We start from the raw sequence: 15,843 nt of genomic DNA on the forward strand, positions 1-15,843 counted from the left end.
TGCCGACAAGCCGATGAAGCTGTTCCACTCGCACAGCTCGCCCTTCGTGCGGAAGGTGATGGTGGTCGCCCACGAACTCGGCCTCGCCGAGCGGCTGGAGTTGCTGCCGAGCGCCGTCCACCCGGTCAAGCGCGACCGCTCGGTGCTGGCGCAGCATCCGCTGGCCCAAGTGCCGACCCTGATCCTCGACTCCGGCGAGAGCCTCGCCGACAGCCGGGTGATCTGCGAGTATCTCGACGCAGAGGCGGGCGGCCGGCTGTTCCCGGCCGGAGGCGACGCGCGCTGGCGGGCGCTCAACGAGCAATCCACCGCCGACGGCGTGCTCGATGCCGCCCTGCTGATCCGCTACGAGCTGACCGCACGCCCCGAATCCGAGCGCTCGGCCGCCTGGATCGAGGGCCAGACCGCCAAGATCGAGAGCGCGCTGGCGTGGTTCGAGGAGCAAGCGGAGGCTTCGGGCGATCGCGTCGATATCGGCACCATCGCGCTCGCCTGCGCGCTCGGCTACCTCGACCTGCGCTTCTCCGACATCGCCTGGCGCGACGACGCGCCCCGGCTCGCCGCGTGGTTCGCGCGCTTCGAGGAGCGGCCCTCCATGGTGGCGACGCGCCCGCCCGCCGGATAGAGCGCTTTCCGACGAAGTGGACGCCGGTTCGGCGAAAGAAAGCGCGTTGAACCAAAGACCGAGAGACGCCGGCCTGATGCCATCAGGTCGGAGACGGCTCTCGCCTCTCCCCGTCTTCCGACTGGCTCGGCCCTTGCTAAGCTTGGACCGTCCCTGCCGGGAGGCCCACCATGCCCGATTTCGTCGCCGCTTCGCTCGCGTCCGCCGTCTTCTGCCTCGCGATCATCGCGCTCAACGCGCTGACCCGGCTCGCGCTCCAGGCCCCATTCGCGCCGGACGGGCTCGCCGAGAACGGCTTTCTGCAATACGGCGGCGCGCTGGCGCTCGCCGGGACGACCTATCGGCGGGCGACGCGTCTGCCTGGAAAATTCATCGGCGAGTGAACCGCCGGAACGGGTAAAACCGTTCCCGCCGAGAGGCTTATCCTGCACCGCTTCGTTTCTGGATCACGTCGCCGACGCGCGCGATCCGGGAGCACCACCGCAGCCTGAAACGAAAAGAGCCTGCCGCGAGGCGTTCGCGGCAGGCTCCGGATCGATGAAGATGCCCCGCCCGCTGCCGGGCCGGGCCGTTTCCTAGAAGTACGACTTCAGCACGCCGCGGCGGCGCACGTCGAGCGTGGCGCAGTGGAACGAACCGCCGAACGGGCCGTAGGACAGGAACGGCGCCGGGATCGGGTCGAAGCCCCAATCCTTCAGGGCCTTGATCAGGGTCGGCTGGCTCTGATCGACGACGATCTTCTTCTCGTCAATGGCGAGCACGTTGATCGAGGTCCAGGGCGAGCACATCGAGATCTTGCTCATGAAGCCTTCGACCGGGTCGGGGCGCGGGGCGATCAGCACGTCCCACTTCTTGAGCACCGCCGGCAGCTTCTCGACGTCGATGTAGTCGGGGTTGACCAGCACCTTGCCGGGCGCGAGCGGCATGAACGACGAGTCGATATGCATTGGCTGCGGGCAGCGGCTCTCGATCTCGTGAATGCGGAAGCCCGGTCCCAGGTGGCGGCGCAGCCACTCGATGCCCATCAGGTTCGTCACGTTCGAGCGGGTCACGAACAGGTCGCGGCCGCAGCGCACGAAGTCGGCCGCGTCGAAGACCGGCTCGAACTCGTTGACCGTGAACTGCATCGGTTCGCCGGCCTTCAGGTTCGGCACCCGATAATCGTAGTTGTAGAGATCGTCCGTCAATTGAGGACGCGGAGCCGACGTCCACCGCGCGCCATTGCGAAAATATTCCTTGAACAGCGAGCGGTAGGCATCGCCCTCGAAGTAGCGCGAGCGCCAGCACATCGGGCTCTCGATGATCTCGTCACCGATCACGAGATACGGGTCGCGCGGGCAGGCGACGCAGAAGCCGCGCGAGGTCCAGCGCGGCGCCTTGAACTTCTTCGAGAAGTCGACCGTATCCGGGCGGCGCACCTTCACGCCCTCGCCGGCCAGGATCGAGATGAAGTTGTCGAGCTCGGCTTGCGCGAGCTTCTTCATGAACTTGGGATACTTCCAGCCGGAGGCGAAGCGGTAGAACGGCTGGGCCGCCCGCGGCAGGTTGAAGATCACGGTGAGGTGATGGGTCGGGATCGTGGCGCCGTCGAGCGAGCCGACGATCACCTCCTCCAGCGGATCCCACTCGTTCCAGGCCATCACCGGGCTGCGGGTGGCGGGAGACTGTCCTCCCCGCTCGTCACGACCCTCGTAGCCCTGTGAAAAACCCGTCGACGAGGCGTCGTTGACCAAGGCGGAATCCGCCGTGATCTGCGGCTCGCGATCCATTTGAGGCTCCCTAGAAGCGGCATCTCGCGGCAATCGTCGCCAGCGTCCACCGCGGGCGCCGCTTTGCTCCCCGGTGTGTCAATCGGGTGATAGACAGGGCAGATCAAAGCTGCAACCTGCCGGAACGCTTCCCACCACCGGCTAAGCTTCGATGGTCGCTTCGGGTGGGATTTCGACAACACAAGCCTTCGCCGATGATCGAAAGAGGCTGATGAAGCGTCTCACAACACTGGCATCGATCGTTGGATTGGGCACGGCGCTCGCGCTGTTCCTGTCTTCCGGCGTGTCCGATGTCACCGCCGCGGTCGTCAGCGCGGGTTGGGGGACGCTCGCCGTCGTGCTCGCCCGCTTTGCGGCGGTCGCCTGGGCGGGCCTCGGCTGGTACGCGGTATTCCCCCGCGGCGCCGGGCCGACCCTGCGTGACTGCATTTCGCTGCGCTTCGTGCGCGAAGGCATCAACACACTCCTGCCGGTTGCACAGGTCGGCGGCGACCTCATCGGCGCGCGCCTGCTCACCCGCAGCGGCACGCCGGGCGGCATGGCCGGCGCCAGCATGTTCGTCGATCTGATGACCCAGGCGGTCACGCAGCTCGTCTTCACCATCGCCGGGCTTCTCCTGCTGATGCAGATCACCGGCGACGGGCCGATGGTCCGCACCGTCGCGGGCGGCGTGCTGATCGCCATTCCGGCGCTGGCCGCCTTCTACGTCATCCAGCGCCGCAGCGGTCACCGCCTGATCGAGGCCGCGCTGAGCCGCTTCGCCGCCGGCCGCGAGTGGCGCGCGCTCGGCGCGATCGACGTGCTCTTCGAGAACCTGCGCCGCCTCTACGGCAACCGCGCCCGCGTCGGCGCCGCGCTTCTGATCCACCTCCTCGGCTGGGTCGCCGGCACCGTCGAGGTGTGGATCGCTCTCAACGCGATGGGCTATTCCATCAGCTTCCTCGACGCCCTGGTGATCGAGAGCCTCGCCCAGGCCGTGCGCGGCGCCGCCTTCGTCGTGCCCGGCGCCATCGGAGCCCAGGAGGGCGGCCTGATCGCTCTGGGCGCCCTGTTCGGCATCCCGGTGGAAGCCGCGCTCGCCCTCTCCCTGGTCAAGCGCGTCGCCGACCTCGCCGTCGGCCTGCCGAGCCTCGCCTTGTGGAACCTGATGGAGCGCAAAGGCGCGGCGCCTGCCGAAACCGACGGCACCGAGACGGTGCGCGAGGGGCTCGGCGCGATCCGGGCACGGCTCGGCCGCCGCTCGGGCGCGACCCCGCTCGCCCCGGCCTACGGCTTCTCCGCCGCCCGGAACCCCGCCCCCCTTTCCTCCGACAACGAAGCTGGAGCGCTCCAGAAGTGCGCCTGAACCGCCGCAGCCTCCTTGCCGCCGCCGTGGCGATGCTCGCCCTCACGGCGACACCGCACCCCGTCCGGGCCGCCGACGATCCGGCCGTGGCGCCGATCCGGCGCCTCTACGCCAAGTTCGAAGAGGCGTTGAAGAACGGCGCGGGCGACCTCAAGAGCCGTCTGGCGATCGTCGGCGAGACCCTGGCCGAGACCTTCGACACGCCCGCCATGGTGCGCACCGCCGTCGGGCCGAAGTGGAAGACGTTCAAGCCCGAGCAGCAGGACGCGCTGACCGAGACCTTCGGCAAGTACTTCGTCACGCTCTACGCCAACCGCCTCTCGCAGGCGGCGGGCGGCAAGTTCCAGATCGAGCCGAAGAGCGAGGAGCGCGGGCCCAACCGCGTCGTCTCGACCCGCGTCTCGAACAAGGACGGCGACGATTCGGAAGTCGATTACGTCGTCAACGCCGGCAACAAGGTGCAGGACGTGTTGCTCAACGGCAATGTCAGCGAAGTCGCCTCGATGCGGGCGAGTTTCGCCGACCCACTCAAGGGTGGCGCCGACGGCCTGCTGAAATTTATGCGCGAACGCACCGATGGGATGCTCGCCGCCAAAGTCTCGCCCAGAGAGTAGGGCCAGAGACCAGGGATTGAGAAGCGCTCCGCCGGGCAGAACCAACCATCGATTCGGCAGGAACGAGACCACCGACAAGGCCTGGAGCCGACCGCGACCCGTTTGGGGCGGCGTCCAGGCTTCACCGTCTTCAGACCGCCGCCCGCGGCCCCGCCCCAAGACAGCAGCGAGCAACGCCGCGCCATGGATCTGAACGAGCTGCCGGCCTGGATCGCATCTGTGCTATTGCTGATGGCGCTCGCCGGTTGCGTCTATGCCCTGCTCGCGGCCTGGCTCGTCGACCGTTTCGCCGCGCGGCCGTCGCCCGCGCTCGCGGCCGATGCGCCGCGGCCCGGCGTGACGATCCTCAAGCCCCTCTGCGGCCTGGAGCCGGACCTCTTCGAGAACCTCGGAAGCTTCTGCCGCCAGGATTATGCCGGCCCGGTGCAGATCGTGTTCGGCGTCCAGAACGCGGCCGACCCGGCGATCGCCGTGGTGCAGCGCCTGCGTGAAGCCCATCCCGCCCTGCGCCTCGACCTCGTAGTGGATCCGAGCCAGCACGGCTCGAACCGCAAGGTCTCCAACCTCATCAACATGTCGGAGCGGATCGCCCACGCCGTCGTGGTGCTGGCCGACAGCGACATGTCGGTGAAGCCCGATTATCTCGAGCGCGTCGCCGCCGCCCTGTCGCAGCCCGGCATTTCCGGCGTGACCTGCCTCTATCACGGCGTGCCGGGCGACCGGGGTATGTGCGCCCAGCTCGCCGCGCTCGCCATCGACGTGCAGTTCGTGCCCAACGTCATCCTCGGCACCACCTTCGATCTCGCCCGGCCCTGCTTCGGCTCGACCATCGCGATGACGGCCGAATCGCTGGCCCGCATCGGCGGCTTCCGCGCGTTCAAGGATGATCTGGCCGACGATTACGCGATCGGCGAAGCCCTGCGCGCCGAGGGCGGCACGGTGGCGATTCCCGCCCTCACCATCGGGCATGCCTGCGTCGATACCGAGCTGTCGGGCCTGTGGCGGCACGAGCTGCGCTGGAACCGCACCATCCGCAACGTCGATCCGAAGGGCTATGCCGGATCGGTCGTGACCCACGCCTTTCCGCTGGCGCTGCTCGCCGCGCTGATGCCCGGCGCCGGCTCCGGCGCGCTCGCGGTCGCCGCTCTGGCCCTCACCTGCCGCATCCTGCTGTGCCTGCGCATCGAGCGGGCCTTCGGGCTAAGCCCCCACGCCTACTGGCTGTTGCCAATTCGTGACATGCTGTCCTTCATCAACTTCACTTGGAGCTTCGTCTCGGGTGCGGTGACATGGAAAGGTCACGATTACCGTGTGGTTGCGGACGGTACGCTGATTCCGGAGCACGGCCTCGGTCGCGAGTCGCGCGCGACTTCGGTCTAAGCTTCAAACCATTCGCCCTTTACAGATCAACGCTCGAGCCTTGAGGCCTTGAACCCCATGCGCACGCTCTTCCTGCAGGCCCCCACCTTCGACGGCTTCGATGGCGGCGCCGGCTCGCGCTACCAGGCCAAGCGCGAGATCAAGTCGTTCTGGTACCCGACCTGGCTGGCCCAGCCGGCCGCTCTGGTGCCGAACTCGAAGCTGATCGACGCGCCGCCGCACAACATCAAGCTCGAAGAGATCGTGGCCCAGGCCAACGACTTCGACCTCGTGGTGCTCCACACCTCGGTCCCGTCCTTCAAGTCCGACGTGAAGACCGTCGAGGCGCTCAAGGCGGCCAACCCGCGGCTGATCGCCGGCCTGATCGGCGCCAAGGTCGCGGTGGATGCCGCCGGCTCCATGGCCCAGGCCCCGTGCATCGATTTCTGCGCCCGCAACGAGTTCGACTTCACCGTCAAGGAAGTCGCCGACGGCGTGCCGATGTCGGAGATCAAGGGTCTGTCCTATCGTGATGCCAACGGCGTCGTGGTCCATAACGAGGACCGCGAGATCATGACGGACATGGACCAGCTCCCCTTCGTCACGAGCGTGTACAAGCGCGACCTCGAGATGGAGAAGTACTTCATCGGGTACCTCAAGCACCCCTACATCTCGTTCTACTCGGGCCGTGGCTGCAAGAGCCGTTGCACCTTCTGCCTCTGGCCGCAGACTGTCGGCGGGCACACCTACCGCACCCGCTCGGTCGCGCACGTCATCGAAGAGATCAAGTATTGCCTGAAGGAGTTCCCTCAGACGAAGGAGTTCTTCTTCGACGACGACACCTTCACCGATAACCTGCCGCGCGCGGAAGAGATCGCCCGCGAGCTGGGCAAGCTCGGCGTGACGTGGTCCTGCAACGCCAAGGCAAACGTGCCCTACGAGACCCTGAAGGTTCTCAAGGACAACGGCCTGCGCCTGCTGCTCGTCGGCTACGAGTCCGGCAACCAGCAGATCCTGAACAACATCAAGAAGGGCATGCGCGTCGAAGTCGCGGAGAAGTTCACCAAGAACTGCCACGAACTCGGCATCGCCATCCATGGCACCTTCATCGTCGGCCTGCCGGGCGAGACGAAGGAGACGATCCAGGAGACGATCGCGTTCGCCAAGCGCATCAACCCGCACACGATCCAGGTCTCGCTGGCGGCGCCCTACCCGGGCACCTTCCTCTACAAGCAGGCGGTGGAGAACGGCTGGCTCGACGTCGAGAACGCCGAGCTCGTGGACGAGAACGGCGTACAGATCGCGCCGCTGCACTACCCGCACCTGTCGCACTCGGAGATCTTCTCCGCGGTCGAGGAGTTCTACCGGAAGTTCTACTTCCGCGCTCCGAAGATCGCCTCGATCGTCAACGAGATGGTCCGCTCGCCCGAGATGATGAAGCGCCGCCTGCGCGAAGGCGTCGAGTTCTGGCACTTCCTCCGGGACCGCAAGGCCGCCGCGTAACACTGAACCTCCGGCTCCATCGAGCAAACAGGAAAGGCCGGGCACCCGCCCGGCCTTTCCTGCTTCCAGGGCTCCGCCCTGGACCCGCGAGAGGGCTTGCCCTCTCGACACCCGTGACGAGAGAACTCCCTTGAAGCGTCTGGTCGTCACCGCCGACGATTTCGGCCTCAGCCGTGAGGTCAACGAGGCTGTCGAGCAGGCTCATCGCGACGGTATCCTCACCGCCGCGAGCCTGATGGTCTCCGCGCCCGGCGCCGCCGACGCCGTCGCTCGCGCGCGGCGCACGCCGTCCCTGCGGGTCGGGCTGCACCTCGTGCTGGTCGAGGCATGGCCGACCCTGCCGCCCGCCGAGCTTCCTGACCTGACGGACGCGCAAGGGCTGATGCGGCGCGACATGGAGCGGCTCGGACTCGACCTTGCCCTCAAGGCGCGCGCCCGGCGGCAGCTCGCCGCCGAAATCCGGGCGCAGTTCGAGGCGTTTCGCGCGACCGGCCTGCCGCTCGATCACGTCAACGCGCACAAGCACTTCCACATCCACCCGCTCATCGCTGGCATGGTGCTGCGGGTCGGCCGCGATTACGGCATGCGGGCACTGCGGGTGCCGCGCGAGCCGCGCGATCTGCTGCGGCGCGCGGAGCCTGGCTTCCAGGCCAAGCCCGCTCTCGACACGGCGCCGTGGGCGGCGCTCCTCGCCGTGCGCGCCCGGCAGGCGGGCCTGCTGATCCCGACCCGGACCCTCGGCCTCGCCTGGTCCGGCGCGATGACCCCGGAGCGCGTCACCGCCCTTCTGCGCCACCTGCCGGACGGGCTCACCGAACTCTACACCCACCCGGCGACCGCAGGCGGCTTCCCCGGCGAGGCTCCGGGCTACCAATATGCCGCCGAGCGCGATGCGCTGATCGCGCCGCAGGCGCGGGAGGCCGCCGAGCAGAGCGGAGCGATCCTGGGCGGCTTCTCGGATTTCCTGCCATAGGCGGCCGCTGCGCGCAGCCGGCCCGGCTCACGGGGACCGACTCAGGCGCGACGGTGCTTCCACGCTGATCGAAATCAACGCCGGTCGCTGTGTTGGAGAGCATCCTCCGACCAGAGCCGAAGCCGGCGGATTGCCCCGAACCGTCCTAGCGGAGCGGGGCAAATGCGGCCGCCTCGGCAGGGGTCGGAACCGCGCGGCATGGCCCCGCGAAAACCGCTTCGAAGCCGTGAGGAACGCCGATCCATGAGACGACGCGCCGCCCTCGTTTCCCTTGCCGTCGCAGCGGGCTTGGCGGGCACAGCCGCCTCGGCCGCCGGGCTGGATTGCGGCCCACCGTCAGCGCCGCACCCGGAGGCCGACGCCGTCCTCACCCAGGCGATCGTCTCGCCGCAACCCGAGACGAAGGCGGGCACGGCGCTGGCATCCGCCATACAGCGTCTCAGGGCCCAGGGCGTGCCGCGCACGGTCATCGTCGATCGCGCGGTCGCCGCGTACTGCCCGCTCGTCGCCCGGGACGAGAGCCTGACGCTCGACCGCCAGCGCGAGGCGGTCCGGCGCTTTGCCTCCGCGCTGACGAGCCTCGTCTACGATCCCCCCGGCCCGAACGAGGGCGAGACCGCGTTCATCCTGAGCCTACCGGTCAAGCCGGCTTTGTCGCTTCAAATCGATGCCGCCGCCGCCAAGGCGGGCAAGACCCGCGAGGCCTGGATCCTCGAGGCGATCCAGGCCCGGTTGGCGGGCGACTGATACGGTTTCCGCTTGATCAAAGCGGGAACCGTATCGGTCAGCCCGCGCGGCGCTTGAGCGAAGCCCAAATCCGCCATCCCGAAGGGATCAAACGGATTTGGCATGACGCCGAACCGCCAACCGGACGGGTCCGGCTACTTCACCGTCGCGTGCTCGCGGGCGACCGTACCCGGCGGGCGACCGGTTTCCTTGCCCTCGGGGCGCTCGGCATCCGGCTGCTTCGGCGGCGGCCCGAGGAAGGCCGGGACCACGAAGAAGGCCGCGATCAGCGTGAAGAACAGCGACAGCGCGAGCAGTTCACCCATGCTGGCGGTGCCGGGATGGCTCGACAGCATCAGCGAACCGAAGGCGGTGCCCGTAGTCAGCGCCGAGAAGAAGATCGCCCGCGTTAGGCTGGAGGCCAGCATGTCGACGACACCGGCGCGCCACGCGATCACGTAGTAGATGTGGAAGGCCACACCGACTGCTAGCATCAGCGGCAGGGCGATGATGTTGGCGAAGTTCAACGGCATGCCGATGACCTTGAGCGCCATCAGCGTCCACAGGGTCGCGAGCACCAGCGGGCCGAGCGTCATCGCCACGTCCCACGGTTTGCGCAGCGCGACCGAGAGCAGGATGAAGATCAGCGCGAGCGCCGTCAGACCCGCCTGCACGAAGGCACCGAGGATGGTGTAGCTCGACTCGGTGGTGGCGATCGGCGCGCCCGTGGCGTGGGGATCGACCGTCTGCACCTCCTTGGCGAAGCGGCGCAGCACCTCGTCGTCGTTCGAGTCGCCCTTCGGGTGGACCTCGATGCGGGCGCGGCCGTCGCTCGTCACCCACTCGGCCTTCAGCGGCTTGGGCAGGTTGTCGAGGGCGATCTTCTTCGGATCGAGCAGCCCGGACAGGCGGCTCATCAGGGTCTTCAGATCGGTGGTCAGCGCGACGCTGGCGGCCTCACGCTTCTCCGCCGGGGCGGCGGCGAGGGTGTCGAGGGTGCCCGACAGGCGGTCCGCGGCCTTGGCGCCGGCCGAATCACCGTTGGCGATGGTCTTCAGCGCCGCGGCCGTCTCCTTGAGCGCCTTGACGTTCTCGGCATCCGTCGGCGGCGGCGGCTTGCGCGCCGGGTTGAGGGCGGGGGCGAGGAGCTGCGCCGTCTCCTGGATCGTGGCGAGCTTCTGGTCCTGGTCGCGCGGCACGAAGGTGTCGATCGAGATCACCTTGGCGACCGCGTCGAGCCCCTCCAAGCGCTTGGAGAGGGCAGGGACCGCATCGACGTTCGGAGCCAGCACATCGATCGAGTTCGGGCTGGTGGCCGGGTCCTTGATCAGGTCGAGATAGGTCGCGATCGATTCCACCTTCGGACTGCGAAGATGCATCGGGTTGGAATCGAAGGGCAGCTTCAGGAGCAGCGGGATGCCGGCAACGGTGATCACGCCGACGAAGATCAGCACCCACTTGCGGTGCTCGATGATCCAGTGGTCGACGCCCGCCATCCACGTCGTCTCGACCGCCCGCTTCTCGCCGCGCGGGTTGAACACCGCGATCAGGGCCGGGAGCAGGGTGAGCGAGAACAGGTAGGCTACGATCATGCCGACGCCGGCAATGAGGCCGAGTTCGGACACGCCGCGGAACTGCGTGGGCAGGAAGGCGAAGAAGCCGGCCAGCAGCGACACCGCCGCGAGCGTCAGCGACCAGCCGACGCCGCGCGCCGCACCGCGCAACGCCGCATCGACGCTGCCGAGTTCGTAGCGGTCGGCCCGGTAGCGGACGGCGAACTGGATGCCGAAATCGATGCCGAGCCCGACGAACAGGGCGGCGAAGGCCACCGAGATCGGGTTCAGCTCGCCCACCATGATGAGCCCGAGCGCGGCCGTCACCACAAGACCCGCGAAGGTCGTGATCAGGACCGAGATCACGAGGGGCCCGGAGCGCAAAGCCAGCCACAGGAACAGGACGATGGCGGCGGTCGTCAGCGAGTAGTTGAGGAAGGCGTCGTCGGCGAGCGTCGCGAACTCGTCGTCGGCCACCGCCACCGGCCCGGTCAGGCGGATGCGCAGGCCGTGCGCCGCGTCGATGTTCTGCTCGGCGGCCAGGCGCCGGATCAGCTTGGTCGCCTCGCGGCCCGGCTCCAGCGCGTTGTAGTCGAGCACCGGCTGGATCATCACGAACTTGCGGGTGTCCGTGGTCTCGCTGCGCCCGCCCGCGAGCAGGGTCTGCCACGACATGCGGGCGCGCTGCCCGTCGAGCACCTTGCGCAGGGTCCCGTCGATCTGCTCCATCGGCTGGGCGAGGTCTTCGAGCTTGGCGTCGCCGCTCTTCACGCCCTTCACGCCGAGGGAGAGCACCCGCATCACGCCGCGCAGCGACGGGTCGGCGGCCAGCGGCCCGAGAAGGCCCTGCTGCTCGATCAGGCGCTGGGTGGTCTGCTCCAACTCCTCCTGCGACATCAGCAGGAGGCCGTTGCGGTCGAAGAACGGGCCGCCGTCGGGCCGGTACACCGTCTCGATCTCGGAGCGGTGCGCCTTGAGCGCCTCGGCGAAGCGTGCGGCGGCCTCCTCGGCGATCTCCGGCGTCTCGCCGTCGATCACCGCGGCCACGAGATTCGTGCGCTGCGGGAACGCCTTCTCGAAGGCGATCTCGTCCTTGCGCCAGGAGACGCTCGGCTCGATCAGCCGCTCGACATCGGTGTTGATGCGGAACAGGTGCGCGGCCGCGCCCACGCCCGCGACCGTGAGGAGCGCCGCAGCCACCAGTACCAGCCAGCGGCGCCTGACGGAAAACGCGACGAGACGTTCGATCACGTAAAACCCTGTCTGCCTAACGATCCGGCCTGTCCCCGCGTGACGACGGGCCGGGACGCCGAAGTCCCGTCCTCCCCGCGACACAGGACGCGGCGTCCTCAGCAGGCGGCGACGCGCCGAATCGATCCTCGTCTTGGCCCGCGGGACGTGGCCCTCGCGAGCGAGAAACCGGGAGGGGCGCCGACGGCCGGCGGACCCTGCCCGTCGAACACGGACCGCGCGAAGAGCTCGATAAAGACTCCACGCCGATCATTCGTGTCGTTGGCGCGCTACCTACTTGTCCCAGCGGGGGAATGCAACGCGGCCCGGCAAACCGGTGCGATCCGGCGGCGGCGGTGCGATTGCGCACTGCAACCGGATTGCGCGACGATATCGCTTCGCACAAGCATTCCGAACGATGTCGGCTTCATGACGGGGTAGCGGACGCCGCACGGGACATCGTGCGAGAAATCGTGAACGTGTTTCGCCCCGTTTCGCCCCTTGCGGCCTGTCCGTGCAGAGGAACGGTCAAAAATCTGCCGCAGAATGCGGAAATCAAACGATCATTCCCGGTTCGGATCGCGCGACCACCGGCTTCATCTCCGAAGCCGCAGTTCGGCCGCGAGACCGGCACGACACACTCTCTCGAAATCGCGCTCAAAGCGCGCCCTCTCGGAACAGTTCCAGCCTAATGCGCTGGAACTTCTGTCCTTCTCACGCTAAGCAGCCCGGCTAAGTCCGGAACCCGCGCATCCAAGGAGCCGCGTCTTGGGAATCCCCATACGGTACGTCGCGAAGATCGGCGGTTACATCCTCAAGCAGCACATCACGGGGCGGAAGCGCTACCCGCTCGTCATGATGATGGAGCCGCTGTTCCGCTGCAATCTCGCTTGCGCCGGCTGCGGGAAGATCGATTACCCCGACGAGATCCTGAACAAGCGCCTGCCGGTGGACGAGGCGCTCGAATCCGTGCGCGAGTGCGGTGCACCGGTGGTCGTGATCGCCGGCGGCGAGCCGCTTCTCCACAAGGATTTGCCGCAGATCGTGCAGGGCATCATCGCGCAGAAGAAGTTCGCGATCGTCTGCACCAACGCGCTGCTCCTTGAGAAGAAGATCAAGGACTACAAGCCGAGCCCCTACTTCACCTGGTCGATCCATCTCGACGGCGACAAGGAGATGCACGACGGCTCGGTGTGCCAGCGCGGCGTCTACGACAAGGCGGTGGCGGCCATCGCGAAGGCCAAGGAGATGGGCTTCCGCGTCACCATCAACTGCACCTTCTTCAACAATTCCTCGCCGGACAAGATCGCCGACTTCTTCGATTCGGTGACCCGCATGGGCATCGACGGCATCACCGTCTCCCCCGGCTACGCCTACGAGCGCGCGCCGGACCAGAAGCACTTCCTCAACCGCAAGGCGACCAAGGACCTGTTCCGCGGCGTGTTCCGGCACGGCAAGGAGAAGGGCCGCGAGAAGTGGACCTTCCAGCAGTCGGGCCTGTTCCTCGACTTCCTCGCCGGCAACCAGACCTACCATTGCACCCCGTGGGGCAACCCGACCCGCACCGTGTTCGGCTGGCAGAAGCCCTGCTACCTGCTCGGCGAGGGCTACGCGGCGACCTTCAAGGAGCTGATGGAAGAGACCGACTGGGATTCCTACGGCACCGGCAACTACGAGAAGTGCGCCGACTGCATGGTCCACTCGGGCTACGAGGCGTCCTCGGTGGTCGATTCGGTCAAGAAGCCGTGGAAGCCGCTGATCCACGCGATCCGCGGCATCAAGACCGAGGGCGACATGGCGCCGGAGATCTCCCTGGAGAACCAGCGCCCGGCCGAGTTCGTGTTCTCCCGCAACGTCGCCCAGAAGCTGTCCGAGATCAAAGCCTCGGGCGTCGACACCAAGCAGGAAGCCCGCAAGCGCACCGCCGCCTGAGCGACGCGCTTTACCGCTTACCATGAGAGACCCGCGCGGCACCGGCCGCGCGGGTCTTTTCATTTCAAGGGCGTCGCGCGGGAAAACGCTCGCCTCACGGAAAGCGGACGCGCTGCAGCCATGGTGGCGGCTGAGCGCCCCTCGCGGAACGGCCGTCGCGGAAGAGGGAAGGGCGGGCGCCTCGCGAGGCGATCTTATAGCAGCCCGAGACCCGGTCCGAGCCGGACCCGGCAGCGGGCGAGCGCCGCGAAGGCCGCCGAGGAATCGCGGCCGAGCCGAATCATCTCGCCGATCCGGGCGCGGCCGCGCAGCAGCGCGCCGAGCACCGCCCGAATGTCCGGTTCGCCCTCCGGCGTCAGGGCCGAGGCCGCGAAGGCGGGCAGGGCGCGTCCTGCGGGGTCGCAAACCACCCGGATCGCCGCGAAGGGGAGGGCATGGCGGGCGGCGTAGGCGGCGGCCACATGCGATTCCATATCGACGGCCAGGGCGCCGGTGCGCGCATGCAAAGCCGCCTTATCGGCAACGGTCATGACCGCGACCGCGGAGCCCACGAGGCCGCCCGCGACGACGCGATCCGGCGCATCGGTCAGGCACTCGGACAGGCGGCGGGCAAGCTCGGGATCGGCGGGGAACCGCTGGTCCGCGTCGAGATGCGTGCCAATGACGATGTCGCCCGGCCGCAGGGTGGGGTCGAGCCCCCCGGCGATTCCGAAGCTGACCACCGCACGCAGGTCACCGGGAGACCGCCGGTCGAGCGCGGCCCGCAACCGCTCGGGGTTGCCGCCGGCCTGGATCGTCTCGACGCCCGGCCCGGCGGCGATGCGGGCCTCGCGGGCCAATCCCGCGACCGCGAGGATTGCTCCACCCGTCACCGCGCCGGACACCACCGGGTCCTGGATCACCGCGTGACGGTGTAGATCGAGGCGCCCGCCGCGATGGGCGAGGCCACGGTCGAGAACACGCCCAGCACCTTGCCCAGCTCCGCGAACGGCGAACTCGACACGTAGACGAGGTCGCGGTTCCGCATGCGGAAGCTCTGGGTCAGGAACATGCCTTGCGCGTCGCGCAGGTTCACCCGGTACACCACCGGCACCTGCCCTGAGGCCAGCAGCGGCGAGTTCGGCCGCAGCCGCCGCACCACCGCCGCCGGCTCGTAGCGGAAGATGAACACGCCCGCCGGATCGGCCTGGAACTCGCGCAGGCCGGAGGCGCGTGCCAGCGCCTGCGACAGCGTCAGCCCGTCCGCCGTGAACGGCACCTCGGTGGTGTTGCCGAGCGCACCCACGGCCAGGAAGGTCTGCGGATCGCGCACCAGGGTCAGCGTATCGTTCGGCCGTACGAAGATGTTCTCGCGCGGGTTGGCGACCACCGTGGTCATCGGCACGGTGACGGTGCGGTTGCCGCGCGAGAGCCGCACGAAGGTCTCGGCCACCGGGGTGCGCACGCCCCCGGCCTGGGCGATGACGTCGAGCAGACGGTCGCCGCGGCCCGACAGCGGCACGCGCATGCCCATGGCGCCTTCGCCGGTGACGGTGGCCGATTGTGAGATCGGTTTGGTGACGGAGACGAGCACCTGCGGCTGGATTGCCTTGCCGGCGAGTTCGGTCTCGATCAGCGCCTGAACGTCCTGGGTGCGGCGTCCGACGACCTTGATCCGACCGGCATAGGGGACGGTGATGCCGCCATCGGGCCCGACCACCTGCTCGGGGATCATCGCGGACTTCGAGCCGGCCGAGAAGCGGTCGGAGACGAGCGGGCCGGAGAACAGGCCGCCGGAACCGGCTTCCCAGACCTGCACCGACACGTAGTCGCCGACGCCGATCACCGGTTCGAGCGCCGGGCGGCTGTCACCGAAGGTGACGAGGAGGCTGTCGAGGGGGCGGGTGCGCAGGGCCTCGACGAGGGCGGGGGTGATGTCGATGATCTCGTAGCGGGCAAACAGGCCTTCGGCGGTGGCGACGTCGGCGCCGCCCTCGATCGCCGAGGTGGTCGGCCCCGCGGCCGGCAGGATGGAGCACCCCGACACCGCCGTGGCGGTGAGGAGAGCAATGGCTAGAGCGCGCATTCAGGCCGCCTGACGGTTTTTCTCATCGGGGTGGGTAGCCGAAACAGGCCAGGCTGTCCGTGGCGAGGCCGCCACACCGGGTCGGGGAGCACCGAACCGGGCCGCCTTTCCCCGCAGCCCACACTGATCCCACCCTCATCGGAGGCGAG

13 protein-coding genes are annotated in these 15,843 nt (G+C 68.3%); 9 read left to right on the plus strand and 4 right to left on the minus strand.

The genetic code is table 11. The features are described from left to right. The first annotated feature begins 13 nt into the window (after positions 1-13). Together MSPGM_RS17285 and MSPGM_RS17290 are read left to right on the plus strand one after the other, a co-directional pair. Positions 14-625, plus strand: coding sequence for a glutathione S-transferase (locus MSPGM_RS17285; protein WP_003601702.1), 612 nt, complete (start codon positions 14-16; stop codon positions 623-625). 170 nt (positions 626-795) lie between these two features. Further along, on the plus strand, positions 796-1,008 hold the full coding sequence (locus tag MSPGM_RS17290) for a hypothetical protein (RefSeq protein ID WP_003601704.1): 213 nt from the start codon (positions 796-798) through the stop codon (positions 1,006-1,008). A gap of 192 nt (positions 1,009-1,200) precedes the next feature. Here the strand turns inward: MSPGM_RS17290 and MSPGM_RS17295 are convergent, their stop codons facing one another. Then, complete coding sequence (locus MSPGM_RS17295) at positions 1,201-2,394, minus strand: amidinotransferase (RefSeq protein ID WP_003601705.1); 1,194 nt, start codon at positions 2,392-2,394, stop codon at positions 1,201-1,203. Positions 2,395-2,605: 211 nt separating this feature from the next. Between MSPGM_RS17295 and MSPGM_RS17300 the strand changes: the two genes are divergently transcribed. From MSPGM_RS17300 to MSPGM_RS17325, 6 genes are all read left to right on the plus strand, one after another. Next, positions 2,606-3,739, plus strand: coding sequence for an HpnL family protein (locus MSPGM_RS17300; protein WP_003601707.1), 1,134 nt, complete (start codon positions 2,606-2,608; stop codon positions 3,737-3,739). Then, on the plus strand, positions 3,730-4,353 hold the full coding sequence (locus MSPGM_RS17305) for a phospholipid-binding protein MlaC (RefSeq protein WP_003601709.1): 624 nt from the start codon (positions 3,730-3,732) through the stop codon (positions 4,351-4,353). The genes MSPGM_RS17300 and MSPGM_RS17305 overlap by 10 nt, the downstream gene beginning before the upstream one ends. A gap of 183 nt (positions 4,354-4,536) precedes the next feature. After that, positions 4,537-5,733: a bacteriohopanetetrol glucosamine biosynthesis glycosyltransferase HpnI gene (gene hpnI, locus MSPGM_RS17310; protein ID WP_003601711.1), complete on the plus strand. Its 1,197-nt coding sequence runs from the start codon at positions 4,537-4,539 to the stop codon at positions 5,731-5,733. Between the two features lie 57 nt (positions 5,734-5,790). Beyond that, positions 5,791-7,215, plus strand: a complete 1,425-nt coding sequence (hpnJ, locus tag MSPGM_RS17315) for a hopanoid biosynthesis associated radical SAM protein HpnJ (protein WP_003601712.1) — start codon at positions 5,791-5,793, stop codon at positions 7,213-7,215. A 130-nt stretch (positions 7,216-7,345) separates the two neighbouring features. Further along, positions 7,346-8,188: a hopanoid biosynthesis-associated protein HpnK gene (gene hpnK, locus MSPGM_RS17320; protein ID WP_003601714.1), complete on the plus strand. Its 843-nt coding sequence runs from the start codon at positions 7,346-7,348 to the stop codon at positions 8,186-8,188. A gap of 243 nt (positions 8,189-8,431) precedes the next feature. Further along, on the plus strand, positions 8,432-8,935 hold the full coding sequence (locus MSPGM_RS17325; RefSeq protein ID WP_003601716.1) for a hypothetical protein: 504 nt from the start codon (positions 8,432-8,434) through the stop codon (positions 8,933-8,935). 134 nt (positions 8,936-9,069) lie between these two features. Here MSPGM_RS17325 and MSPGM_RS17330 read toward each other — a convergent pair whose 3' ends face one another. Continuing rightward, positions 9,070-11,718: an MMPL family transporter gene (locus MSPGM_RS17330; RefSeq protein WP_003601720.1), complete on the minus strand. Its 2,649-nt coding sequence runs from the start codon at positions 11,716-11,718 to the stop codon at positions 9,070-9,072. Positions 11,719-12,465: 747 nt separating this feature from the next. Between MSPGM_RS17330 and hpnH the strand changes: the two genes are divergently transcribed. After that, on the plus strand, positions 12,466-13,629 hold the full coding sequence (gene hpnH / locus MSPGM_RS17335; RefSeq protein WP_003601722.1) for an adenosyl-hopene transferase HpnH: 1,164 nt from the start codon (positions 12,466-12,468) through the stop codon (positions 13,627-13,629). Positions 13,630-13,823: 194 nt separating this feature from the next. Here hpnH and MSPGM_RS17340 read toward each other — a convergent pair whose 3' ends face one another. Next, positions 13,824-14,531, minus strand: coding sequence for a phosphorylase (locus MSPGM_RS17340; protein WP_012753333.1), 708 nt, complete (start codon positions 14,529-14,531; stop codon positions 13,824-13,826). After that, complete coding sequence (locus MSPGM_RS17345; protein WP_003601726.1) at positions 14,528-15,694, minus strand: polysaccharide biosynthesis/export family protein; 1,167 nt, start codon at positions 15,692-15,694, stop codon at positions 14,528-14,530. Before MSPGM_RS17345 ends, MSPGM_RS17340 begins: the two co-directional genes overlap by 4 nt. Positions 15,695-15,843: the final 149 nt, after the last annotated feature.

This window comes from Methylorubrum sp. GM97, from assembly GCF_024347855.1.
In the GTDB taxonomy this organism is placed as follows: Bacteria; Pseudomonadota; Alphaproteobacteria; order Rhizobiales; family Beijerinckiaceae; genus Methylobacterium; species Methylobacterium extorquens.